The following is a 25050-nucleotide window of genomic DNA, read 5'->3' on the forward strand; positions in this document are numbered from 1 at the left end:
CCATTCGGACGCGTCGCCGCACCGTGTTAGCGTGGACGCGTTTTTCCAGCCCGGGGGATAGCAGAGTCTTGGTTTCGTTGAGCAGGTGGATCCGTGAGCGCAAGACGCTCGCGATGATCACCGCAGTCGCCGTCGTCGCCGGCGTCCCGCTCACGATCGCCGTGCTGCACAAGGGGTTCCCGGTCAACGCCGTCGAGCTCGACACCCGCGACGTCTGGGTCACGAACGGCGAGAAGCTGCTCGGCGGTCGGCTGAACCACCAGATCGACGAGCTGGACGCGGCGGTCACCGGCGCGAGCGCCGACCTGGACGTGCTCCAGGACGGGTCGGCGTACTTCCTGACCGACCTCCCGCACGGCACGGTGGACCGCATCGACCCGGCCTTCGTGTCGCTGGGCGGCCGCATCCAGATCCCGGAGGACTCGCAGGTCGGCTACGGAGGCAACACCCTGTCGGTGCTCGCGCCGAACGGATCGCTGTGGGTGCTGGACGCGTCCGGGCGGCTCGATTTCGACAAGGCGAAGACGAAGCCGATCGCGAAGGTCGGGAGCGGCGCGAAGCTCGCCGTGGCGAAGTCCGGCAAGACCTTCGTGGTCGCGCCGAAGAGCAAGCGGCTGGTGACGGTGGACGAGCCGAATGGGAAGCCGCAGACCCGCGACTTCCCGGTGCCCGGCGCGTTCCAGGTGACGGCGGTCGGCGATCAGCCCGTCGTGCTCGACACCCAGCGCAACCGCGTGATCACCGGGTCCGGCACGACCGTCGACCTGCCGGCGAAGGGACTGAAGCTGCAGCAGCCGGGGCAGGACGACCCGTCGGCGCTGGTGGCCACTGCGAACAGCCTCCTGACCGTCCCGCTCGGCGGCGGGAAGGTCACGGCCGCCCCCGCCGGCAGTGCGTCGAAGGGCGGACCGGATGCGGTGTCCGCGCCCGTCCGGCTGGGCACCTGCTCGTACGGCGCATGGTCCGGCTCCGGCCGCTACCTCTATTCCTGCGACGGCAAGAAGCCCGTCGGACTGGACATCGACCAGCCGGTCCAGGGCGACGACCTCGAGTTCCGCGTGAACCACGGCGTGATCGCGCTCAACAACCTCCGCGACGGCAACGCGTGGGTGGTCTCCTCCAACATGCGGCTGGTGCAGAACTGGGCGCAGCTGAAGCCCAACGACACCACCGTGCAGGGCGACACCGGCGAGGAGAAGCCGGTGGTGCAGTCCTTCGCCGACACGCTGGCGCAGCGCACGGAGGTCAACCGGCCGCCGGTCGCGGTGAACGACGCGTACGGCGTCAGGCCCGGCCGCTCCACCGTGCTGCACGTGCTGGCGAACGACACCGACCCGGACGGCGACGTCCTGACCATCTCGGACGTCTCGGCCATTCCCGCCGCACAGGGGGTGCTGCAGCTGGTCGAAGGCGGGCGCGCCATCCAGTTCACGCCGAAGGAGGGTCTGAGCGGGACGATCTCGTTCCGGTACTCCGTCGACGACGGCCGCGGGGGCACCGCCGGGGCGCAGGTGGATGCGACGCTCAAGCAGCCGGCCGAGAACACGGCCCCCGCCTCCACCCGCTCGAGCACCGCCCAGACCGAGGTCGGCCAGTCGGTCGCCTACAACGTCCTGAACGACTGGCTGGACCCGGATGGGGATGACCTCAGCCTGGTGGCCGCGACGGCGACCACCGAGGACGACGTGCGCTTCAAGCCGAACGGCGACGTCACCTTCACGAGCAAGACCGGCCAGGCCGGGTCGAAGGAGGTGCGGGTCACGGTCTCGGATGGCCGCGCGTCCACGACCGGCAGCCTGATCGTCACGGTCAAGCCGGCCGGCACGCTCGACCCGGTCGCGGTCACGGACTTCGCGGACGGCTTCACCGGGCGGCCGGTCGTGCTGCATCCGCTCGACAACGACCAGTCGCCGTCGGGCGAGCCGCTGACGCTCGTCGGCGCGTCCCTGGACGGCTCCGGCGCCCAGGTGACCTCGGACGCCACCAAGGGCACCATCACGGTCAAGAGCAATGCCCCGGGGCAGTACTACGTCGACTACACGCTCGGCGCCGGCCCGAAGACGACGACCGGCCTCGCCCGCGTCGACATCGCGGCGCAGGGGGCCAGCGAGGCGCCGCCGATCGCGGTCACCGACAAAGCGTATGTGCGGCCGGGGGAGCCGACCTCGGTCGCGGTGCTCGACAACGACGTGTCGCCGTCCGGCCGCGTGTTGGCGGTGCGCTCGGTCGCGGTCGGCAAGGGCGCCCAGGACCTCAACGTCGAAGTGCTCGACAATGCGGTCGTCAAGATCACCGCTCCCACGGTGCTCACCCAGCAGGTGCAGCTGACATACGTCGTCTCCGATGGCGTGGCGCAGGCGACGGCCGGGATCACGGTCGTCCCCGTCCCGCCGCTGGTGCAGCACCAGCCCCCGGTCGCCGTCGACGACCAGGTGCCGGTCCGTGCGGGCGACGTCGCGACCGTGTCCGTCATGGACAACGACTACTCGCCCGACAACGCTCCGTTCACGCTGGATGCGCAGCTCCGGGATGCGTCCGCCGCCGGCGACGGCGCGACCGCGTTCGTCAGCGGCGAGACCGTCCGGTACCAGGCGCCCAGGACGCCCGGCCAGTACAACGTCGTCTACGGCATCACCGACAAGTACGGGCAGAAGGCGCAGGCGACGGTCACGTTCGTCGTCGAGGCGCCCGACAAGGGGTCAGACCGTGCGCCGCAGCCCACGCCGCTGACGGTGCGCGCCTTCGCCGGCTCCTCGGTTCCCGTCGACGTGCCCCTCGACGGGATCGACCCGGACGGCGACTCGGTCACCCTCTCGGGCCTCGCCACCCAGCCGACGCTGGGGCGCATCTCCGACTCGACCAGCCGGTCCTTCACCTACGAGGCCTACCCGGACTCGGCGGGTACGGACACCTTCACGTATCAGGTGAAGGACACCTACGGGAAGACGGCCACCGGCACGGTCTCAATCGCCGTCATCCCGCGCCCGGACCAGGTGCGGCCGCCGATCGCCGTCAACGACCCCGTGCAGGTCAAGCCCGGCCGGACGATCGCGGTGCCGGTGCTCGACAACGACTCGGACCCGAACGGCTACGCCATCGCCCTGCAGAAGAAGCTGCTCCAGGTGGACGAGGGCCTGAAGGCGTCCGTGCACGGCAAGATCGTCCTCGTCACCGCGCCGAAGGACGAGGGCTCGTTCGTCGTCCGCTACCAGATCACGAACGGTCAGGGTGGTGTCGCGAGCGCGTTCATCCAGGTCACGGTCACGCCGAACGCGAAGGACGTGCCGCCGACCGCGGTCGACCACGTGCTCGAGGCCGACGAGGTCGCGAACAAGTCCAGCGTGAAGGTGAACGTCCTCGACGGCGCGACGAACCCCTCCGGGCTCGTCGACGCGCTGAAGGTGGGCGTCACCGGCCCGAACGCCGGGGCGGCGACGGTGGGCGACGACGGCACCCTGACCGTGACGCCGGGGGAGCAGCGGATCGCGATCGCCTACACGCTGACCGACCCGGTGACCTCGCTGACGGGTACCGCGTTCGTCGTGGTCCCGCCGAAGGGCGACGCGACCGCGCCGCCCCGACTCCGCGACGGACTGCCGCAGCAGATCGTGCAGGCCGACGGATCCAAGAGCTGGAAGCTGTCCGACATCCTCACCGTGCCCTCCGGCCGCGGGTACAAGCTCACCGGCGCCTCGGGCGTCAGCGCGACGAACAGCGCGGGCGGGTCGTCGTACGACGACGAGCAGACGCTGAGGTTCACGGCGGCGAAGGGATACCGCGGGCCGGCCGCGATCACCTTCAAGGTGAACGACGGACGCGAGTCGGGAACGACCGCGGACCGCATCACCACGCTCGTGCTCCCGATCACCGTGGGGGAGCCCGACCAGTCCGACGTGGCGCCGACGTTCACCTCGCCCAGCGAGAAGATCGAGCCGGGGGAGGCGCCGCTCTCGGTGGACCTGCGGGCGTCGAGCTTCCACCCGAACCCCGACATCCTGAACAAGCTCACCTACTCCGGCGGAACGTCGCCCAACCCGAAGATCCAGTCCTCCCTCAGCGGGTCGACGCTGACCCTGTCGGCGCCGCTCGGCACCCAGGCGGGCGAGACCGCATCCATCCCGGTGACGATCAGCTCGGGCACCCACACCATCCAGGGCACGGTGAACGTGCAGGTCGTGAGCTCCAGCCGCCCGGTGGCGACGCAGAAGAACCCGCCGCAGACGGAGGAGGTCAAGCGCGGGCAGACCGCCACGCTCAACGGCGCGGCCGGTGACGACCAGTGGGTGAACCCGTTCCCGGGGCAGGCGCTGACGATCACGGACGCGAAGGCGCAGAGTGCGCCGTCGGGCGTCACCGTCACCCACACCGGCTCGTCGATCAGCGTCAGCGCTTCGTCGGGCGCGGCGATCGGTGCCGTGAACGTCGTGTACCACGTCGAGGACGCGACGAAGGACCCGAAGCGGACGGCATCCGCCATCGGTCAGCTGCGGGTGACGATCCACGACGTGCCCGCCAAGCCGAGCGCCCCGACGAATCCCCGGGCGAGCGATGGAAAAGTGACCGTGGCGATCAAGGCGCCCGCCGACAACGGGAAGCCGATCGCGAACTACCAGGTCACGGACGGCACGCACACCGTCACGACGCAGTCGGTCGGGGATGTCACGATAGGCGGCCTCACCAACGGCAAGTCGTACTCCTTCACGGTCCGCGCGCAGAACGCGGACGGGTGGAGCGAGCAGTCGGCGCCGAGCCCGGCGGTCACCCCGTACGGCACCCCCACGGCCGTCGGCGGCGCGAAGATCAGCAGCAGCGGGAACGCGCCGAGCGACCTGACCCTGAGCTGGAACGCGCTGTCCGATCCGAACGGCACCGGCGGCGGCCGGGCGACCTATTACTGGCGACTCAACGGCGGAAGCTGGACGAGCACCACCGCTACGTCCGCCAAGGTCAACAACAAGGGCGCCGGAAAGTACTCGTTCGACGTGTACGCGGAGAACCCGGGTGGGAAGAAGGGCCCGGCCTCCACGTCGAACACCGTCCAGGTGAACGACCCGCCTCCGCCGTCGCCCTCGGTCGACCTGGCGAAGGGCGACCTCAAGCCCGGATATGTGCACAGCTACACGTACGACGTGACTCTCCACGATTTCAAGGCGAACTCGTCGTTCAGCATGCAGGTGCACTGCAATGGGAGCACGCTGTCCACCCGGACGATCACCACCAACGGCAGCGGGTACGGGCACTATCACGGCGACCCCAACAGCAGCATCGAGCCGTGGTGCGGGTACCCCGGGGCGTACGTGGTGGTCGGCGGTGTCCAGAGCAGTGTCCAGGACTGGTCCAAGTAGGGAGATAAGCAGTGGCAGTCACACAGGAGCAGGCGGATTGGTTCGCCGGGGCGTTCGCGCAACTCGTCGGGAACGTGGATAAGGCGATCCTCGGCAAGGAGCACAGCATCCGGCTGGTGATCACGGCGATGCTCTCCGGCGGGCACGTGCTGCTGGAGGACGTGCCGGGCACCGGCAAGACGGTCCTCGCGAAGGCGCTCGCCAACACGGTCGAGGGCACGCAGTCGCGCATCCAGTTCACGCCCGACCTGCTGCCGTCCGACGTCACGGGTGTGACCATCTACGACCAGTCGACCGGTCGCTTCGAGTTCCACGCGGGGCCGATCTTCGCGACCGTCGTCCTCGCCGACGAGATCAACCGCGCCAGCCCCAAGACGCAGTCAGCGCTGCTCGAGGTGATGGAAGAGGGAGTGGTCACCGTCGACGGCGTCGGGCATCCCGTCGGCTCGCCGTTCATCGTCATCGCCACGCAGAACCCGGTGGAGCAGGCGGGCACGTACTCGCTGCCCGAGGCCCAGCTCGACCGCTTCCTCATCAAGACCTCGCTCGGGTACCCGGATCACGCGACCACCGTCGACCTGCTGCTCGACTCGTCCAACCGGGCGCGGGCGTCCGCGGTGCGGCCGATCATAGCCGCCGACTCGGTGTCGACGCTGGCGCAGCTCGCCTCCGAGGTGCACACCGACGCCAGCGTCATGGGGTACCTCAGCGAGATCGTCACCGCCACGCGCGACGACAAGGACTCGGCCCTCGGCGTGAGCATCCGCGGCGCCCTGGCGCTCGCCCGTGCCGCGAAGACCTGGGCGATCGCCGCCGGGCGCACCTACGTGACGCCCGACGACATCCGCGACCTCGCCCTGCCGGTGCTCGCGCACCGCGTGATCGTCGACCCCGAGTCGGAGTTCGCCGGAGTGACGGCGGCCGACGTGGTGGAGCGGGCCGTCGCGTCCGCCACGCCGCCGGCCTACCGGGCCGCCTGAGCCGCCTTCGCCCCCGATCCGCCCGACATTCGACAGGACGCGAACATGACCACCGACAGCCCCGCCCGCGCCCGGCGCCGCCGTGCGTCGGCGACCGATCAGGCGCGCATCGCCGCGTCCCAGGTCGGCGCGGCGGTCGGGCGCGCGGCCGGCCGCATCGGTGGCCGGGTGGCGCCACTCGGGCGGGTGATCGGCGCGCGCGTCCGCCCGGTCGTGGGCGTCGTCAGCACGCTCGGCTGGATCGTGCTGGCCTCGGCCGTCGTCTCCATCGTTCTCGCGGTGTGGCTCGGCTGGGCGGAGTTCGCGTTCATCGCGGCGACGCTCGTCGCCGCTGTCGTGATCGCGACGGCCTTCGTCTTCGGGCGGTCGACCTACCGGGTCGGCATCGAGCTCAACCCGCGACGCGTCGTGGCGGGCGACCGCGCGCTCGGCCGGCTGACCGTCGCCAACAGCGGGACGCGGCCGGTGCTGCCCACGCGGATGGAGCTTCCCGTCGGCGAAGGCCAGGCCGACTTCACCATCCCGCGACTCGCGCCGGGCGCCGAGACGGAGGAACTGTTCGCCGTCCCGACGGCGCGGCGGGCGCTCATCCTCGCCGGTCCCGCGATCTCGGTGCGCGGCGACCAGCTGGGGCTGCTGCGAAGGACGAACCAGTGGACGGACCAGATCGAGCTGTTCGTGCATCCCAAGACCGTCCGCCTCGCCGCCACCGCGCGTGGCCTGGTCCGCGACCTCGAGGGGCAGACCACCAAGGTCATCACGGACAGCGACCTCGCGTTCCACGCGCTGCGCACGTACGAGCCCGGTGACGACATCCGGAACGTGCACTGGCGGACGTCGGCGCGGACCGGGCAGCTGATGGTCCGGCAGTACCAGGAGACGCGTCGGTCGCAGCTCCTGCTGGCGTTCGACGCGGAGCGGCCGCACTTCGCCTCCGACGAGGAGTTCGAGCTCGGCGTCTCCGTGATGGCCTCCATCGGCTGCCAGGTGATCCGCGAGGAGACCGAGATCGACGCGGTGTGGCAGGGCGGCCCGATGCGGGTGGCGACGCCGACGGCGCTGCTCGACGACTCGTGCCGCATCCAGCCGGTGGAGGGGGCGCACCCGAGCATTCGCGAGTTCCTGCGCCAGGCCACGCTCCGGCTGGCCGCGCCGAGCCTCGCCGTGACCGTCGCGGGCTCGCAGGTCGACCCCGCCGAGCTGCGCGGCGCCGCAGCCCTGTGGGGTGCGGACACCGAGACGATCGTCATCCGCGTCGACGAGGCGGGGGAGCCGCGGCTCGCGCGGCTCGGCCGCTCGATGCTCATCACCGTGTCCGCGCTGCCGGAGCTGCCGGCCCTGCTGAAGCGGGCCGGCCGATGACCGCCGCGACCGGGACGGGGCGACGAGCGTCGACGGGCGGCGACTCGACGGCCCGCGCCACCGCGACGGCACCGCTGCTCGACACGCTGCCGGCGACGACCTGGGTCGACGTCGCGGTGCTCACGCTGCTGAGCCTGGTCGCCGTCGTCGGCTTCGAGCCGGCCTTCGGCCACTACGCCTTCGCGCCGGCGGCCGTCGGCGGCATCGTGGTCGGTGGGGGAGTCGCGCTGCTCGGCCGCCTGTTCCGGTTGTCGTGGCCGCTCACCGTCGTCATCGCGCTGGCCGCGTACTTCCTGCTCGGCACGCCGCTCGCTCTGCCCGGTCTTGCGATCTACGGGGTGCTCCCGTCGCTCGACAGCCTCTCCGGTCTCGTGCTGGGGGCGGTCTTCGGATGGTCGGACGCCGTCACGCTGCAGGCGCCGCTGGAGGCGCCGCCCTACGTGGCCGTCGTGCCGTACGTCGCCGGATGGCTCGTCTCCCTGGTGTCCGTGACCCTCGCCGTCCGGTGGCTGCCGCGCGTCCGCCGCCCCTCCGCCGGCCGCGCCGCTGTCCTCCTGATCGGCCCGGCGCTGCTGCTCCTCGCGGCGATCCTGCTCGGGACGCGCGACCCGTTCTTTGCCGGCCTCCGCGGCATCCTCTTCGCCGCTATCGCGCTGGTCTGGTTGTCGTGGCGCCGCGCCCGATTCGCCCGGGACCGGGTGGAGACCGACTCCGCGGTCCGCCGCAGCCGGCTGCTCGGCGGGGCGGTGGTCGTCCTCGGCGCCGTGCTGGTCGGCGCGCTGGCGGGGTCGGTCCTCGCGCCGCCCGCGGCCTCCCGGTTCGTCGTGCGGGACGAGATCACGCCGCCGTTCGACCCGCTCGACTATCCGAGCCCGCTCGCCGGCTTCCGCAAGTACACCAAGAACCTCCAGAAGACGAAGCTCTTCACCGTCACCGGCCTCAGACAGGGTCAGGTCATCCGGCTGGCGACGATGGACAGTTACGACGGCGTGGTCTGGTCGGTCGCCTCTCCGGGCAGCGACGCGGACGCGTCCGGCGCCTTCGAACTGCTGGGCAGCACCATCCCGAAGCCGCCGCTGTTCACGGCGGGGGCGTCGTCCACCGCGGCCATCGACGTGCTGGGCTACTCGGACGTCTGGCTGCCGACCCTCGGCTACACGAACCGCCTGACCTTCGACGAGCACACCGGCCAGGATCCGGCGGCCACCGTGCGCGTCAACACGGCGACCGGGACGGCGGCCGTTACGAGCGGCGTGCGCGACGGCCTCACCTACACCGTCGGCGCGACCGCGCAGAAGGTGCCGAACGACCGCGCGCTCGCCAAGGTCCCTCCGGCGAAGCTCACGCTACCTCCCGTCACGAACGTGCCCGACGTCGTCTCTGCGAAGGCCGAGGAGTACGCGGGCTCGGCCGACACGGCCATCCAGAAGCTGCGGAACATCGAGCGCTCGCTGAAATCGCTCGGCTACCTCAGCCATGGCCGGGCCTCCGACCCCGTCCCCTCCCGGGCTGGTCAGGGCGCGGACCGGATGACGGACCTGCTGTCCAAGTCGCCGATGGTCGGCGACCAGGAGCAGTACGCGAGCGCCTTCGCCCTGATGGCCCGGCGTCTCGGCTATCCGACCCGCGTTGTGATGGGGTTCGCGCCGAAAGTGACGGGCAACACCACCACGGTCACCGGCGACGATGTGACCGCCTGGGACGAGGTCGCGTTCGACGGCGTCGGCTGGGTGCCGTTCTTCCCGACGCCGACCAAGACGGACGCCCCGAAGAACCAGACCACCAAGCCGAAGCTCGAACCGCAGCCGCAGGTGCGGCAGCCTCCGCCCGCCGACCCGCGCGCGGAAGACCTGCTGACGCCGGTGAAGACCAAGGACAACGACCCCAAGGACAAGGCGAAGCCGTTCCAGATCCCCATCTGGGCCTGGGTGGTGTTCGGCGTGATCGGCATCCCGCTGCTGGCGTACTTCGTTCCGCTGCTCATCGTGGCGGCGCTCAAGCGCCGACGACGGCGCCGGCGGGAGATGACGGGTCCTCCCGACCGGCGTGCCGCCGGCGCGTGGGACGAGCTGACGGACCGCTACGCCGAACTCGGGCTGACGATTCCCGAGAGGGCGACGCGCATCCGGACGGCGGACGCGCTCGAGGAGCAGTCGCGTGCGCAGAGCCTGCCGGTTCCCGACGACGGCCTGCGCGCGCTCGCGCACCACGTCGACGCCGCCGTCTTCGACGGGTCGGTCGTCACCGAGGAGCGCGTCACCCGGGCCTGGAACACGACGGACGACACGCTGGCTCGGGCCACGAAGGCCGCCGGGCCGCTGCGCGCGCGCCTCGCCGCCTTCCGCTACCGGCGACCGCGTCGCGCCTGAGCCCCCTCGTATAGTGGGGCGCATGGACGACAGCGGGTTCATCGTGCCTCCGCCCGGTCTCATCCCGTCGCGGCCAGAGCCCACGCCGTCGCCGGACGCCCCGCGCGTCCCGGACCGGCGCCCGGGTCCGCCGGCGCCGGCCGACCGGGAGCCGGCACCCGGTCGCCCGCTGCCCGCGTTCACCCCGCCACCGGGCCCCGGCGGTCCGGTCGTGCCCGCGCGTCCGGTCTGGCGGCTGCGCCTGCCCGGTGACCGCACCCTCCCGGTGACCCGCCCGCTCCTCCTCGGCCGCAACCCGTCCACCGCCGCCGCGCCCGCCGGTGCCGCCGACGCTGAACTCATCGCCCTCGACGACCCCGCCTCCACCGTCTCGAAGACCCACGCCGCGCTGCTCCCGGACGGCGACGCCCTCACCGTGATCGACCTCCACTCGACCAACGGCGTCACCATCGCGGGTGTCCGGATCCCGGCGGGGGAGCCCGTCCCCGTCGCTCCCGGCAGCGAGCTCCTGCTCGGCGATCTCCGCGTCCGCGCCGAACGCTCCTGACCGGGACCGACGCCGCTCGGGTGATAGCCTGTCACTCGTGTACGCGGGTCTTCTCCTCCTTAGCCGCCGCGGCGAGTCCTAGACATCAGGCCACTCTCGCCGCGGAGTCCGTCGACGGCTGATCCGTTCACACGCTAAGGAGTTCGCAGAACATGAGCACCATCGAACCCACCTCCCGGCCGCTGACACTGGCCGAGAAGGTCTGGAACGACCACCTGGTCAGCAAGGGCGAGGACGGTTCGCCCGACCTCATCTACATCGACCTGCACCTCGTCCACGAGGTCACCAGCCCGCAGGCCTTCGACGGTCTGCGGATGGCCGGGCGCCCGGTCCGCCGTCCCGATCTGACGATCGCGACCGAGGACCACAACACGCCCACCATCGGTATCGACAAGCCGATCGCCGACCTGACCAGCCGCACCCAGATCGAGACGCTGCGCCGCAACGCCGAGGAGTTCGGCATCCGGCTGCACTCGCTGGGCGACGTCGAGCAGGGCATCGTCCACGTGGTCGGCCCGCAGCTCGGTCTCACCATGCCGGGCATCACAGTCGTCTGCGGCGACTCGCACACGTCCACGCACGGCGCGTTCGGCGCGATGGCGTTCGGCATCGGCACCAGCGAGGTGGAGCACGTGCTCGCCACCCAGACGCTGCCGCTGAAGCCGTTCAAGACCATGGCGATCACGGTCGAGGGCGAGCTGCGGCCCGGCGTGACCGCGAAGGACATCATTCTGGCCGTCATCGCCAAGATCGGCACCGGAGGCGGCCAGGGCTACGTGCTCGAGTACCGCGGCAGCGCGATCCGCGCGCTCTCCATGGAGGGCCGGATGACGATCTGCAACATGTCGATCGAGGCCGGCGCCCGCGCGGGCATGGTCGCGCCCGACGAGACCACGTTCGCCTATCTGAAGGGCCGCCCCCACGCTCCGGAGGGCGCCGACTGGGATGAGGCGGTCGCCTACTGGAAGACGCTGCAGACCGACGACGCTGCGGTGTTCGACGCCGAGGTCTACCTCGACGCGGACGAGATCGAGCCGTTCGTCACCTGGGGCACCAACCCCGGTCAGGGCGTCTCCCTCAGCCAGGCCGTTCCGGATCCGGCGGTCATCGCCGACCCGAACCAGCGGGCCGCTGCCGAGCGGGCGCTGGAGTACATGGACCTCGAGCCTGGAACGCCGATGAAGAGCATCCCGGTGGACGCGGTCTTCATGGGCTCGTGCACCAACAGCCGGATCGAAGACCTGCGCGCGTTCGCATCCATCATCAAGGGCCGCAAGAAGGCCGACAACGTGCGCGTGATGGTCGTCCCGGGCTCCGCCCGCGTCCGCATCGAGGCCGAGGCCGAGGGGATCGACAAGATCGTCGAGGAGTTCGGCGCGGAGTGGCGGTTCGCCGGCTGCTCCATGTGCCTGGGCATGAACCCCGACCAGCTGGCTCCGGGGGAGCGCTGCGCCTCCACCTCCAACCGCAACTTCGAGGGCCGCCAGGGCAAGGGCGGCCGCACCCACCTCGTCTCGCCCTTGGTCGCCGCGGCCACCGCGATCCGCGGCACGCTGTCCAGCCCGTGGGACCTCGAGCACGAAGGCGACGACACGCCGCAGGATGGCGGCACGGATACGCGCGTCGGAGAGAAGGTGGGCGCCTGATGGAGAAGTTCGAGACCGTCACCGGAACGGCCGTCCCGTTCCGGCGCAGCAACGTCGACACCGACCAGATCATCCCGGCGGTGTTCCTCAAGCGCGTCACCAAGACCGGCTTCGACGACGCCCTCTTCCATGCGTGGCGCCAGGACCCGGACTTCATCCTCAACCGCCCCGAGTACGCGGGCGCCACGGTGCTCGTCGCCGGCCCGGACTTCGGCACGGGTTCGTCACGCGAACATGCCGTGTGGGCGCTGCGCGACTACGGCTTCCGGGTCGTACTCAGCCCCCGGTTCGCCGACATCTTCCGCGGCAACTCGGGCAAGCAGGGCCTGCTCACCGGCGTGATCTCCGAGGAGGACGCCGAGCGGCTGTGGGAGGCCATCGAAGCGCAGCCGGGAATAGCCGCGACCGTGGATCTGGTTGCCAAGACTGCGACCGTCGGGGAAGTCCAGGTGTCTTTCGACATCGACGACTACACTCGCTGGCGTTTGCTCGAAGGGTTGGACGACATCGCCCTCACCCTGCGCGACGAAGCGCTCATCTCCGAATACGAATCGGGCCGCGCGAGCTGGCGGCCCACGACCCTCCCGGTGAAACTTTGAACTCACTTCTTCAGGACGCCCAGGCAGCTGGAGCGCGCGTCGGCCTCAAGGGCGACCGCATCACGATCAACGGCGGCATCCCCCTGCGGGGCCGCATCGAGGTCCGCGGCGCCAAGAACTTCGTCACGAAGGCGATGGTCGCCGCGATCCTCGGTGAAGGTCCGAGCGTTCTGCGGAACGTTCCCGACATCTCCGACGTCCGCGTGGTCCGCGGGCTGCTCGAGGTGCACGGCGTGAAGGTGACGGACGGCGCCGAGGAGGGCGAGCTCCTGCTCGACCCGAGCGCGGTCGAGTCGGCGCACATGGCCGACATCGACGCGCACGCCGGCTCCAGCCGCATCCCGATCCTGTTCTGCGGCCCGCTGCTGCACAAGCTGGGCGAGGCGTTCATCCCCGACCTCGGCGGCTGCCGCATCGGCGACCGTCCGATCGACTACCACCTGGAGATGCTGCGCAAGTTCGGCGCCATCGTCGACAAGCTGCCGAGCGGCATCCGGATGACGGCCCCGAACGGCCTCAAGGGCGCCAAGCTCGAGCTGCCGTACCCGAGCGTCGGCGCGACCGAGCAGGTGCTGCTCACCGCAGTCCGCGCGGAGGGCATCACCGAGCTGAAGGGCGCGGCGATCGAGCCCGAGATCATGGATCTCATCAACGTCCTGCAGAAGATGGGCGCGATCATCTCGGTCGACACCGACCGCGTGATCCGCATCGAGGGCGTCGACCGCCTCGAGGGCTACAGCCACACCGCGCTGTTCGACCGCAACGAGGCCGCCAGCTGGGCCGCCGCAGCGCTCGCGACCGGCGGCGACATCTACGTCGGCGGCGCACGCCAGCCCGAGATGCTGACCTTCCTCAACGTCTTCCGCAAGGTCGGCGGCGCGTTCGAGATCCACGACGACGGCATCCGCTTCTTCCACCCGGGTGGCCCGCTGAAGCCCGTCGTGATCGAGACCGACGTGCACCCCGGCTTCATGACCGACTGGCAGCAGCCGCTCGTCGTGGCGCTCGCCAAGGCCGAGGGCGTGTCGATCGTCCACGAGACCGTGTACGAGCAGCGCTTCGGCTTCGTGGACGCGCTCAACGACATGGGTGCCAAGATCCAGGTCCACAAGGAGTGCCTGGGCGGCCACCCGTGCCGCTTCGGCCAGCGCAACTTCAACCACTCCGCGGTCATCATGGGGCCGGTGCAGCTGACCGGCGCCGACATCGAGGTCCCCGACCTCCGCGGCGGCTTCAGCCACCTCATCGCGGCGCTGACCGCCGAAGGCCGCTCGACCGTGAGCAACGTCGGCATCATCAGCCGTGGCTACGAGAACTTCATCACCAAGCTGGAGCTCCTCGGCGCCGACTTCACGATGGAGGGTTGAGTCGGGCCGCCGGCTTATCCACAGATCCGGTGCTGTCTCACCCGTGATACAGTCTCCTCATGGAGACTGTCAGCGTGAGAGATCTACGCAACCACGGCGGCGATATCCTCGACAGGGTCGCGCGCGGAGAACACCTGACCATCACGCGTGACGGGACGGCGGTGGCCGAGCTGTCACCGCTGTCCGCGCCGGGCCGTGCCCTGTCCGTGCTGATCGCGGAACGACGGACGCTGCCGACGGTGGACCCGCTGGCGCTCCGGGCTGACATCGACGAGATCGTCGACCAGGCATGGTGATGCAGCCGGGTCTGCTCGATACGTCGACCTTGATCCTGCTCGCCCGGGTCGACCCGGGCGAGCTTCCGGACATCCCGTCGATCAGTGCCATCACGCTCGCGGAGCTCTCCGTGGGTCCTCTCGTGGCCAAGAGCGCGGACGAGCGCGCCGCCCGTCAGGCGCATCTGCAGCTCGCCGAGGCGGATTTCGATCCCATCCCCTTCGATTCGGCGGCGGCGCGGGCATTCGCGCACGTCGCCCAGTCCCTCCGCGACGCGGGTCGCAAGCCGTCAGCGCGTGCATTCGACGCGCTCATCGCGGCGACGGCGATCTCGCGCGATCTTCCGCTCCATACCTGCAATCCGGACGACTTCGAGGGCATCCCCGGACTCGACCTCCGTCCGGTCCGGGTGGCGGGATGAGCCCTCCCGCGGCCCGGCATGCGCCTCGCGCCATGCCGGGTCGCGGATAATGGGATGGTGCCTGAAACCGTGACGCCTCCGAAGAAGCAGCGCTCCGAGAAGAGCCGTCCCTCCATCTTCTGGGTCCTCGCCGGACTCATCATCCCGATCGGAAGCCTGCTCGCGCGGTTCCGGATCGTGGACGGCGACAAACTTCCGCGCACCGGCGCGTTCATCCTCACGCCGAACCACTACACCGAGATCGACCCGGTCATGATCGGCATCGTCTCGTGGAAGCTGGGGCGCCTGCCGCGCTTCCTCGCCAAGGACAGCCTGTTCAAGGTCCCCGTGCTCGGCTGGTTCCTGCGTAAGTCCGGGCAGGTGCCCGTCTCCCGCGGCGGCAGCGCCCGCGGCGCCGCGCCGCTCGAGGCCGCGCTGAAGATCGCGGAGGAGGGGCGGATCGTCATCATCTACCCCGAGGGCTCGCTCACCCGCGACCCGGACATGTGGCCGATGCGCGGCAAGAGCGGCGCGGCACGGATGGCGCTGGAGCAGGACCTCCCGGTCATCCCGATCGCGCACTGGGGCACCCAGCAGGTCATGGCGCGCTACGCCAAGAAGATCAGCTGGTTCCCGCGCAAGACGATCGACGTCAAGGTGGGCGACCCGGTCGACCTCTCGGCGTTCCGCGGCCGTCCCCTCGACAACTCCACCCTCACCGAGGCGACCGCCGTCATCATGGATGCGATCACGGCCCTGCTCGAAGACCTCCGCGGCGAGAAGGCCCCGGCCGAGCGCTGGGATCCGACCAAGCACGACCAGAAGGAGACGGGCCGCTTCGATGGCTAGAGCAGTGAAGCCCCCCGTCGCCCGTCCGCGCCGCATCGCCGTCCTCGGCGCCGGAAGCTGGGGCACCACGTTCGCGAAGATCCTCGCCGACGGCGGCTCGGACGTCGTGCTGTGGGCGCGCCGGCCGGAGATCGCCCGCGAGATCAACGAGGTCAAGCGCAACAGCGACTACCTGGAGGGCATCAACCTCCCGCGCAACCTCCGCGCCACCGCACGTCTCGGCGAGGCGATGCGGGATGCGGAGCAGGTGTTCGTCTCGATCCCCAGCCAGACCCTCCGCTCGAACCTGGAGGCGATGATCCCGTTCCTCGGGCCGGAGACGGTGGTCGTGAGCCTGATGAAGGGCGTCGAGAAGGGCACCGGCCTGCGGATGAGCGAGGTGATCGCCCAGGGTCTGCCGATCGAGCCCGAGCGGATCGCGGTCGCCTCCGGTCCCAACCTCGCGCTCGAGATCGCCCGCGAGCAGCCCACGGCGGCGGTCGTCTCGTCGGCGAGCCTCGAGACCGCCCAGGCCGTCGCGATCTCGGCGACCAACCGCTACTTCCGCAGCTTCGTCAACACCGATGTGATCGGCACCGAGTTCGGCGGCGTGCTCAAGAACCTCATCGCAGTGGCCATCGGGATCGTCGACGGCGTCGGGTACGGCGAGAACACGAAGGCCTCGATCATCACGCGCGGCCTGGTCGAGATGACCGACTTCGCGGTGGCGTACGGCGCACAGCCCGAGACGCTTTCCGGCCTCGCGGGGCTCGGCGACCTGATCGCGACCTGCGAGTCGCCGCTCAGCCGCAACAACACCGCCGGGCGCCTGCTCGGCCAGGGCTACGGCTTCCACGACGTCGTGAAGCAGATGGACCAGACCGCGGAGGGGCTGGCCTCGGTGGCGCCCATCCTGAGCCTGGCCGAAGCGCGCGGGGTGGACATGCCGATCGTCCGTCAGGTGAGCCAGGTGCTCGCCGGTACGCTCGATCCGAAGGACATCGCGCCGCATCTCACGACGGATTCGGACGAGCCGCAAGGCGAAAGGACATTGGATGACGGACAAGGTCGCGGTCGCGCTTCTCTTTGGGGGTCGCTCAAGCGAGCATTCGATCAGCTGCGCGACGGCGGCGGGCGTTCTTGAGGCGATCGACCGCGATCGGTACGACGTCATCCCGGTCGGGATCACCCACGAAGGCGCCTTCACCCTCCAGCCGGACGACGCCGGCAGCTTCGCGCTGAACGCCGAGAAGCTGCCGGAGGTCGAGGACAACGGCACGCGCATCCTGTGGCCCGACAGCGTCGCCACGAAGGAGCTCACGGTCGTGGAGGCGGACGGCTCGCGCCGCTCGCTCGGCGCCGTGGACATCGTGTTCCCGATCCTCCACGGCCCGTGGGGCGAGGACGGCACCCTCCAGGGGCTGCTCGAACTCGTCGGCCTGCCGTACGTCGGCAGCGGCGTGCTGGCGAGCGCGCTCGGGATGGACAAGCACTTCACCAAGACCGTGCTGCAGCAGGCGGGCATCCCCGTCGCGCCGTGGCGCACGGTGACCGCGTTCGAGTGGCGCTCCGACGCAGACGCGATTCGGGACGAGGTCCGGTCTCTGGGTCTGCCCGCATTCGTCAAGCCGGCGCGCGCCGGCTCCAGCGTCGGCGTCACCAAGGTGACCGACTGGTCCGGCCTGGATGAGGCCATGGCGACCGCCTTAGCCGAGGACGACCACGTGCTGATCGAGTCCATGGTCACCGGCCGCGAGGTCGAGATCGCCGTGCTCGGCGGCCGACCGGGGGAGCCGGCGCGGGCGTCGGTCGCGGGCGAGATCGTCCTGAGCGGGCGCGACTTCTACGACTTCGCGGCCAAGTACCTGGACGCGCCCGGCATCGACCTGGTCTGCCCGGCCGACCTGACGGACGCCCAGCTGGCCGAGATGCGCGACCTCGGTATCCGCGCCTTCGACGCGATCGGAGCGGAGGGTCTGTCGCGCGTGGACTTCTTCCTCACCGCCGACGGATTCGTCGTGAACGAGATCAACACGATGCCCGGGTTCACCCCGATCTCCATGTTCCCCCGCTGCTGGCAGGAGAGCGGACTCAGCTACCCGGCCCTCATCGACGAACTCATCCAGGTCGCCCTGGCCCGCGCCGCCGCCTGAGCGGCGCCCCGCCGGCCTCCGCCCGGCTGAGCGCCGCCCCACCGTCCTCCGCTGCCTCAGCGGCGCCCCGCCGCCCCCTGAGGCGCGCGGCGCCCGCCCGCACGCGCAAAACGGAGGCCGCACCGGGTCTGAGAGCGCCCGCATCCTCCGTTCCCCGCAGATCTCCGGCGCGCCGAATGCATGTTCCTCCGATTCGCCCATCCCGTAGCGCGCGGAACCTGACCGAAAGGGAGGAACTGACACGCGACACGCCGGGAACCAGCGCGAAAGGGAGGTATTCGAGGCCGCGAAGTCCGGTTCGCCCTCCGTTCTGCACGCGGGGGGACGGCAGAGCCGTTACGGCGCCGGGGTCTCCGTCGGGTCGGTGTCGAGCGTCGACAGGCATTTCTGCGTCTGCGGAACCGTCTGCACGGCGCTGGCGAACTCGGGAAGCACCGACGAGTCCGAGACGCCCGCGACGTGGTCGATGATGACCTCGGTCGCCGGCGTCCGGCCGAACGTCTGGTAGACGATCGTCTTGGCCGCCGGGTCGGTCATGAGCACCCAGTCCACGCCGTTGACGTTCACGCACGGCTTCGTCGTCGCCCCGATCGGCGGCACCCCGCAGCGCAGGATGACAGCCGCCGGGTCTCCCCAGGCGCCGGTGGCCTGCGCATCCGTCTCGCGCTTCGGCTTGTCGGCCACGGTGTCGGGCAGGCGCACGCTGATCTCGGCGCATCCGGGCGCGTTGCTGTCGGACGCGGGATCGAGCGAGACGGTGGGCGCGCATCCCGCGAGGAGCAGCGCGGCACCGGCGAGCAGGAGGGCCGGCAGGGCACGGCGACGAGAGGACATCGGTTTCAGGCTACCGTTTCAGATCATGGGAAACTCTGGGAGCGACGCGGCCGGCCTCACCCTCGGGGAGGCGTCCGAGCGGGAGGCCCTTCGGCGCATCTTCCCGCGGCTCCCGGAGTCCCGGGCGACGCTGGTCGGGCCGGGTGATGACGCCGCGGTGCTCGCCGCCCCGGACGGCCGGTTCGTCGTGACGACGGACATGATGGTGCACGGACCGGACTTCCGTCTCGCCTGGTCCGGCCCCGTCGACCTCGGCTGGAAGGCCGCCGCCACGAACCTGTCCGATGTCGCCGCGATGGGCGCCGTGCCGACCGCGCTGGTCGTGGCCATCGCCGCGCCTCCCGAGACCGAGGTCGCCTGGCTGGAGGGCGTCGCCGACGGCTTCCGGATGGCGTGCGCCGAGCTGGCGCCGGGCTGCGGTGTCGTCGGGGGCGACCTGTCGGTCTCTGCGACGCTGACCTTCGCCGTCACGGCCTTCGGCGACCTGGAGGGTCGCGCACCCGTGCTGCGGAGCGGCGCCCGTCCCGGGGATGTCGTGGCCGTGTCCGGTGCGCTGGGGGAGGCCGCCACCGGACTGCGGCTCCTGTTCGCGGAAGGGGTGGATGCGGTGGGCGAGCCGGATGCGGAGCGGTTCGCCGCCGTCGCGGCCGCACATCCCGAGGCCGTCGGCGCGCAGCTGCGGCCGCGTCCCCCGATCGCCGACGGACCGCTTGCGGCTGAGGCCGGCGCCACCGCGATGCTCGACCTGAGCGACGGCCTCGCCCTCGACGCCCGGCGGGTGGCGGAGGCGAGCGGAGTCGCCATCGACCTGGACACGTCCGCCCTCGGCCCCGACCTGGGTGCAGCGCTCACTGGCGGCGAGGACCACGGCCTGTTCGCCGCGTTCCCGCCCGAGGTCCCGCTCCCCGGCGGCTTCCGCCGCGTCGGCGTCGTGCGCGCAGGCGAGGGCCTGCTCGTCGACGGCCGCCCCTTCGCCGAGCGCGGCGGCTGGGACCCCTACCTCGAATGGGACGGCGGTCGCGGCTAGTCAGCCGCCGAACGGGCTAGGCCGCGGGAGCGGGGGAGAGCCAGAAGATCGCGGTCTCCCCGTAGTCCTTGCGGCGTTCGAGGGCGAGGCCGGCGGGGAGGGTCGGCTCGGGGCCGCGGGCGCTGCGCTCGACGCAGACGACGGCATCCTCGGCGAGCAGCGGGACGAGCACGGTCAGCACCTCGTGCAGGTCGCCGTCGCCCACGTCGTAGGGCGGGTCGATGAACACGACGTCGAACGGGCCCGAGGCGCCCGCCAGGTAGGACGTCACGGCCGCGGCCCGGACGTCGATCGCGGGCAGCGGGTGCGGCGCGTGCCGCGACGCCGCACGCGCGGATGCGGCGACGGCGGCGGCATTGCGCCGGCACACCTGTGCCGCGGCCGCGTTCTTCTCCACCAGCACCGCCGACGCGGCCCCGCGGCTCACCGCCTCCAGCGCGAGCGCCCCTGACCCGGCGTACAGATCGAGCACGCGGGCTCCGTGGACGGCATCGCGCGCGTCCAGGGCCGAGAAGATCGCCTCGCGCACCCGGTCGCTGGTGGGGCGCGTGCCGCTCTTCGGGACCTGCAGGGTGAGCGATCCGGCGAAGCCGGCGACGATTCGGGTCATAGCCCCACGAGCCTAGCGTCGGCGCGGGACGAGCGGCCAGAATGTGGAGATGGAGGAACGCCTGGAGCAGGCAGAGCTCGACGCCCTGTGGCTCCCCGGTGACCCGATCGCCTCCGCCGAACGGCTGGCCGCCGCCGCCGCCGAACCGGCACGATCGGAGGTCGTCCGGGCCGAGCTGCAGACGCAGCGCGCCCGCGCGCTCGGCCTCCAGGGGCGCATCGAAGAGGCCGAGGCCCTGCTCGACTCCTTGGAGCCCGCGTACGGCGTGCTGGAGGTGCGGGTGCTGCTCGAACGGGGTCGCGTCCGGCTCGCGGCCGATCGGCCCGACGAGGCCGTCCCGCTGCTGGAGGCGGCGCTCCGGGCTGCGCGGCGGGATGCGGACATCGCCCTCGCGGTCGAGACCGCGCTCGCGCTGGCCGAGGCCGACCGGCCGCACACGGAGCAGTGGATCGAGGAGGGCCTTGCCGACCTGGCCGCCACCGGCGACCCGCGCGTCCTGCGTTGGGGGGTCGTGCTCCACGACCTGCGCGGCTGGGCCCGCCTCGACGACGGCGACGCCGAGGCCGCTCTGGTGTCGTTCGAGGATGCGGCGGACTACGCCGACCGTTTCGGCACAGTCGACCAGCGGTTCGCCGCGCAGTGGGCGACCGGCCGGGCCCTGCGTGAGCTCGGCCGCGTCGACGAGGCCCTGGCGCTGCAGCGGCGGCTGCAGGACGAGCGCCCGGGGGAGAAGGCGGTCGAGGACGAGCTGGCCGTCCTGGGCGCGGCCGTCGAACGACGGGACGCCGAGCGTGCGGGCGAGACGTCGGACGAGGCGCATACGATCGAGTCATGACCTCCGCTTCCGCCCCGGCCGGCCCCGGGTCCGCCGACGCGGGCGCGGTCGGCCTCGATACCCGGCTGACCGGAGTGCTCGGCGGACGCACGGCGTCGGCTTTCGAGAAGGCGTTCGGGATGCGCACCGTCGCCGATCTGCTCAGCCACTATCCGCGCCGCTACGCGAAGCGCGGGGAGCTGACGGCTCTCGCCAACCTCCCGCTGGACGAGAACGTGACGATCATCGCCGAGGTGCTGCGCGTGCAGGAACGTCCGATGCGGGCGCGCCGCGGCAGCATCCTCGAGGTGAAGATCTCGGACGGCGAGGGCATCCTCACGCTGACGTTCTTCAACCAGGCGTGGCGCTCACGCGAGCTCGTTCCGGGGGTGCGCGGCATCTTCGCGGGCAAGGTCTCCGCCTACCGCGGCGCGCTGCAGCTGGCGCATCCCGACTACGAGCTGTTCGAGCCGGACGCCGAGAACGCGGTGAGCCCCGGCAGCGCCGCAGCGAAGGACTGGGCGATGACGCCCATCCCGATCTACCCGGCGACGGGGACGGTCGCGAGCTGGCAGGTGCAGAAGGCGGTCGGCCTGGCCCTCGACGCGCTCGGGTCCGTGCCCGATCCCGTCCCCGACGCCGTGGTCGTCGAGCGCGGGCTGGTGCCGTTCCGGGATGCGCTGGAGGGCATCCACCGCCCGCAGAAGGACTCCGAGTGGCAGCGGGCGCGCGATTCGCTGCGGTTCCAAGAGGCGTTCGTGCTGCAGGCGGCCCTGCTGCAGCAGCGGGCGGCGACGCGGGAGGCCGCGGCCACACCGCGCGTCGCGGTACCGGGCGGCCTGCTGGAGCGGTTTGACGCCGCGCTGCCGTTCTCGCTGACCGGGGACCAGGATGTGGTCGGCGGCGAGATCGAACGCGACCTCGCCGGCACCGCGGCCATGCACCGGCTGGTGCAGGGCGAAGTCGGCTCGGGCAAGACGCTCGTGGCTCTGCGGGCGATGCTCGCCGTCGCCGACTCCGGCGGCCAGTCCGCGCTGCTCGCCCCCACCGAGGTGCTTGCGGCGCAGCACCTGCGTTCGATCGCCGCGATGCTCGGCCCCGACCTGTCAGCGCAACTGATGCCGACCCTTCTCACGGGTCAGCTCTCCGCCGCCGAGCGCAAGCGCGCCCTGCTCCGGACGGTCTCGGGGCAGGCGCGCATCGTCGTCGGCACGCACGCCCTGCTGGGCGAGGCGGTCACGTTCTTCGACCTCGGGCTCGTCGTCGTGGACGAGCAGCACCGCTTCGGTGTCGAGCAGCGGGAGGCGCTGCGGGCGAAGGGCGGGACGCCGCCGCACGTTCTGGTGCTGACCGCCACGCCCATCCCGCGGACGGTCGCGATGACGGTGTTCGGCGACCTCGACGTGTCGACCATCGCGCAGCTGCCGGCCGGCCGGCAGGGGATCGAGAGCTTCGTGGTGCCGCTCGCCGACCGCCCTGGGTGGGAGCGGCGCATCTGGGAGCGTGCGTCGGAGGAGATCGCGAAGGGCCGCCAGGTCTTCGTCGTGTGCCCGGCCATCTCGGGCAGGGACGCCGAGGACGACGGCGAAGACCCGGAACCGCCCGAGGAGACGGCCGACGGCGCCCCGCCCCGTCCGATCGCGAACGTCGAGTCCGTCGCCGCGCAGGTGCGGGCCGACCCGCTGTTCCGCGACGCCCGCATCGGCGTCCTCCACGGGCGCCTGCCGTCCGAGGAGAAGGACGAGGTGATGCGGTCGTTCGCCGCGGGGAGCATCGACCTGCTCATCGCGACGACCGTCATCGAGGTGGGCGTCAATGTCCCGAACGCGTCGGCGATGGTGGTGCTGGATGCGGACCGCTTCGGCGTCTCGCAGCTCCACCAGCTGCGCGGCCGGGTCGGCCGGGGCGACATCCCGGGCCTGTGCCTGCTCGTCACGGCCGCCGAGCAGGGCAGCCTGGCCCGCGAACGCGTGGATGCGGTGGCCGCGACCCTGGACGGCTTCGAGCTCGCGAACGTCGACCTCGATCTGCGGCGCGAGGGCGACGTGCTCGGCAGTCGCCAGTCGGGCGGCCGGTCGTCGCTGCGGCTGCTGCGGGTGGTCTCCGACGGCGAGCTCATCGCCGAGGCCCGGGTCGCGGCGGAGGAGACGCTGGAGGGCGACCCGGCGCTCGCGCAGCATCCCGCCCTCGCCGCCGCGCTCGCCCGCCGGCTGGACGAGAGCGAGAGGGCGTTCCTGGGCAAGTCCTAGCGCCGCCGGACCGCCATCCGGGCGAAACCCGTTGGTAACGGATTCACAACGAAATGCCGGTTTCCGCGGGATAGTCTGAAGGTCTATGAACAGGATCGCCGTTGTCCCTGGATCGTTCGACCCGGTCACCCTCGGGCACCTCGACGTGATCGAGCGTGCCGCCCGGATCTGGGACGAAGTCCACGTCGTGGTGGTCCACAACCCCGACAAGACGGCTCTGCTGCCCATCGCGCAGCGGGTCGCCCTCATCGAGAAGTCGATCGAGGACGCGGGGATCGTCGGCAACATCGTCATCGCGTCCTGGTCCGTCGGGCTGCTCGTCGACTACTGCACCGACGTCGGCGCCCACGTGCTGGTGAAGGGCATCCGCTCGCAGGTGGATGTGACCTACGAGACGCCGATGGCGATCGTCAACCGCCACCTGGCCGATGTGGAGACCGTGTTCCTGCTGCCCAATCCGGCGAACGCGCACGTGTCGAGCTCGCTGGTGCGCCAGGTGTCCGCCCTCGGCGGCGACGTCAGCCCGTACGTGCCGCCGGCCGTGCACGAGTACCTCCAGGAGACGTGAGGCCAGTCATGAACAGCTACGCGACGCGCCAGCCCACCGAGTCCTCCGTCGCGCCCGAGGAGGAGACGGGCGCCGCCCCCGGCATGGGCCTGGACGAGCTGCGCCGCGCTGCCGAGCAGATCACCGCCAACGTGGAGTCGGTCATCGACGGCAAGCACGAGGCGGTGCAGACGGCGCTGGTCGTGCTGCTGGCCGAGGGGCACCTGCTGATCGAGGACGTGCCCGGTGTCGGCAAGACCATGCTCGCGAAGTCGCTGGCGAAGTCGGTGGACTGCAGCGTCAGCCGCATCCAGTTCACGCCCGATCTGCTGCCCAGCGACGTGACCGGCGTGTCGGTCTACAACCAGGCGGAGCGGCGGTTCGAGTTCAAGCCGGGCGCCATCTTCGCGAACATCGTCATCGGCGACGAGATCAACCGCGCCAGCCCCAAGACGCAGTCGGCGCTCCTGGAGTGCATGGAGGAGCGCCAGGTGACGGTCGACGGGTCGACCTATCCGCTCGCCGCGCCGTTCATCGTCGTCGCGACGCAGAACCCGGTCGAGATGGAGGGCACGTACGCCCTGCCCGAGGCCCAGAGGGATCGCTTCATGGCCCGCATCGCGATGGGGTACCCCGACGGGGACTCCGAGCTCGCCATGCTCACCACCCGCGACACGTCGAGCCCGCTCTCGCGCATCCGTCCCGTCGTGACGTCGGACGAGCTGCGGGCGATGATGGTGACCGCGCGCAGCGTGTTCGCCTCGACGCCGGTCAAGCAGTATGCGGTGGATCTCGTGCGCGCGACCCGCGAGGATCGCGACCTCCGCCTCGGCGCAAGCCCGCGGGCCACGCTGCAGCTCATCCGCGCCGCCAAGGCGATGGCCGCACTGGCGGGCCGCGACTTCGTGCTCCCGGACGACGTGGACGCGCTGGCCGTGCCGGTGCTCGGTCACCGCCTCCTGCCCACCAGCCGTGCGCTCGGTCACCACCACGAGAGCGCGCCCGTGATCGCGGACATCGTGCGCCGGATCGTCTCGTCGACGCCCGTCCCGGTCGGTTCCGGCTCGTCTGCGCCGGTGCGGGGAACCGGGCGCTAG

20 protein-coding genes are annotated in these 25050 nt (G+C 71.3%); 18 read left to right on the forward strand and 2 right to left on the reverse strand.

The features are described from left to right. The first annotated feature begins 77 nt into the window (after window positions 1-77). From AB0P25_RS15370 to AB0P25_RS15430, 13 genes are all read left to right on the forward strand, one after another. Complete coding sequence (locus AB0P25_RS15370) at window positions 78-5345, forward strand: Ig-like domain-containing protein (protein ID WP_363808453.1); 5268 nt, start codon at window positions 78-80, stop codon at window positions 5343-5345. An 11-nt stretch (window positions 5346-5356) separates the two neighbouring features. After that, on the forward strand, window positions 5357-6325 hold the full coding sequence (locus AB0P25_RS15375; RefSeq protein WP_363808454.1) for an AAA family ATPase: 969 nt from the start codon (window positions 5357-5359) through the stop codon (window positions 6323-6325). Between the two features lie 45 nt (window positions 6326-6370). Continuing rightward, a complete protein-coding gene (locus AB0P25_RS15380) occupies window positions 6371-7687 on the forward strand; it encodes a DUF58 domain-containing protein (RefSeq protein WP_363808455.1) in 1317 nt (438 codons plus the stop codon). Beyond that, a complete protein-coding gene (locus AB0P25_RS15385; RefSeq protein WP_363808456.1) occupies window positions 7684-10056 on the forward strand; it encodes a transglutaminase-like domain-containing protein in 2373 nt (790 codons plus the stop codon). The genes AB0P25_RS15380 and AB0P25_RS15385 overlap by 4 nt, the downstream gene beginning before the upstream one ends. Before the next feature lie 22 nt (window positions 10057-10078). After that, on the forward strand, window positions 10079-10603 hold the full coding sequence (locus tag AB0P25_RS15390) for an FHA domain-containing protein (RefSeq protein ID WP_363808458.1): 525 nt from the start codon (window positions 10079-10081) through the stop codon (window positions 10601-10603). A 152-nt stretch (window positions 10604-10755) separates the two neighbouring features. Continuing rightward, window positions 10756-12249, forward strand: a complete 1494-nt coding sequence (gene leuC / locus AB0P25_RS15395; RefSeq protein ID WP_363808459.1) for a 3-isopropylmalate dehydratase large subunit — start codon at window positions 10756-10758, stop codon at window positions 12247-12249. Further along, a complete protein-coding gene (gene leuD, locus AB0P25_RS15400) occupies window positions 12249-12848 on the forward strand; it encodes a 3-isopropylmalate dehydratase small subunit (RefSeq protein ID WP_064108718.1) in 600 nt (199 codons plus the stop codon). Before leuC ends, leuD begins: the two co-directional genes overlap by 1 nt. Further along, entirely contained in the window at window positions 12845-14215 is a 1371-nt protein-coding gene (gene murA / locus AB0P25_RS15405; protein WP_363808460.1) for a UDP-N-acetylglucosamine 1-carboxyvinyltransferase, read from the forward strand. The genes leuD and murA overlap by 4 nt, the downstream gene beginning before the upstream one ends. Before the next feature lie 59 nt (window positions 14216-14274). Beyond that, window positions 14275-14511, forward strand: coding sequence for a type II toxin-antitoxin system prevent-host-death family antitoxin (locus tag AB0P25_RS15410; RefSeq protein WP_363808461.1), 237 nt, complete (start codon window positions 14275-14277; stop codon window positions 14509-14511). After that, window positions 14505-14912: a type II toxin-antitoxin system VapC family toxin gene (locus tag AB0P25_RS15415; RefSeq protein WP_363808463.1), complete on the forward strand. Its 408-nt coding sequence runs from the start codon at window positions 14505-14507 to the stop codon at window positions 14910-14912. The genes AB0P25_RS15410 and AB0P25_RS15415 overlap by 7 nt, the downstream gene beginning before the upstream one ends. Before the next feature lie 54 nt (window positions 14913-14966). Further along, window positions 14967-15740 (forward strand): lysophospholipid acyltransferase family protein, encoded by a 774-nt coding sequence (locus AB0P25_RS15420; RefSeq protein ID WP_363808465.1) that lies wholly within the window; start codon window positions 14967-14969, stop codon window positions 15738-15740. Beyond that, on the forward strand, window positions 15733-16863 hold the full coding sequence (locus AB0P25_RS15425; protein WP_363808466.1) for an NAD(P)H-dependent glycerol-3-phosphate dehydrogenase: 1131 nt from the start codon (window positions 15733-15735) through the stop codon (window positions 16861-16863). Before AB0P25_RS15420 ends, AB0P25_RS15425 begins: the two co-directional genes overlap by 8 nt. Further along, on the forward strand, window positions 16775-17872 hold the full coding sequence (locus AB0P25_RS15430; protein WP_363808468.1) for a D-alanine--D-alanine ligase family protein: 1098 nt from the start codon (window positions 16775-16777) through the stop codon (window positions 17870-17872). Before AB0P25_RS15425 ends, AB0P25_RS15430 begins: the two co-directional genes overlap by 89 nt. A gap of 336 nt (window positions 17873-18208) precedes the next feature. Here AB0P25_RS15430 and AB0P25_RS15435 read toward each other — a convergent pair whose 3' ends face one another. Then, on the reverse strand, window positions 18209-18706 hold the full coding sequence (locus tag AB0P25_RS15435) for a DUF3515 family protein (protein ID WP_363808469.1): 498 nt from the start codon (window positions 18704-18706) through the stop codon (window positions 18209-18211). A gap of 25 nt (window positions 18707-18731) precedes the next feature. Between AB0P25_RS15435 and thiL the strand changes: the two genes are divergently transcribed. Continuing rightward, window positions 18732-19733 carry a thiamine-phosphate kinase gene (gene thiL, locus AB0P25_RS15440; RefSeq protein WP_363808472.1) on the forward strand — a complete coding sequence of 334 codons (1002 nt, stop codon included), beginning with the start codon at window positions 18732-18734 and terminating at the stop codon, window positions 19731-19733. Between the two features lie 16 nt (window positions 19734-19749). Here thiL and rsmD read toward each other — a convergent pair whose 3' ends face one another. Continuing rightward, a complete protein-coding gene (gene rsmD / locus AB0P25_RS15445; protein ID WP_363808473.1) occupies window positions 19750-20343 on the reverse strand; it encodes a 16S rRNA (guanine(966)-N(2))-methyltransferase RsmD in 594 nt (197 codons plus the stop codon). A gap of 49 nt (window positions 20344-20392) precedes the next feature. Between rsmD and AB0P25_RS15450 the strand changes: the two genes are divergently transcribed. The 4 genes from AB0P25_RS15450 (at window position 20393) to AB0P25_RS15465 (ending at window position 25050) form a co-directional block, all read left to right on the forward strand. Next, the gene (locus tag AB0P25_RS15450; RefSeq protein WP_363808475.1) at window positions 20393-21178 is read left to right on the forward strand and encodes a hypothetical protein; all 786 of its coding nucleotides are present in this window, start codon (window positions 20393-20395) and stop codon (window positions 21176-21178) included. Beyond that, a complete protein-coding gene (locus AB0P25_RS15455) occupies window positions 21175-23406 on the forward strand; it encodes an ATP-dependent DNA helicase RecG (protein ID WP_363808476.1) in 2232 nt (743 codons plus the stop codon). The genes AB0P25_RS15450 and AB0P25_RS15455 overlap by 4 nt, the downstream gene beginning before the upstream one ends. Before the next feature lie 85 nt (window positions 23407-23491). Next, entirely contained in the window at window positions 23492-23974 is a 483-nt protein-coding gene (gene coaD / locus AB0P25_RS15460; RefSeq protein ID WP_064108726.1) for a pantetheine-phosphate adenylyltransferase, read from the forward strand. Between the two features lie 8 nt (window positions 23975-23982). Then, a complete protein-coding gene (locus AB0P25_RS15465; protein ID WP_363808477.1) occupies window positions 23983-25050 on the forward strand; it encodes a MoxR family ATPase in 1068 nt (355 codons plus the stop codon).

This window comes from Leifsonia sp. NPDC077715 (assembly GCF_040686855.1).
Classification (GTDB): domain Bacteria; phylum Actinomycetota; class Actinomycetes; order Actinomycetales; family Microbacteriaceae; genus Leifsonia.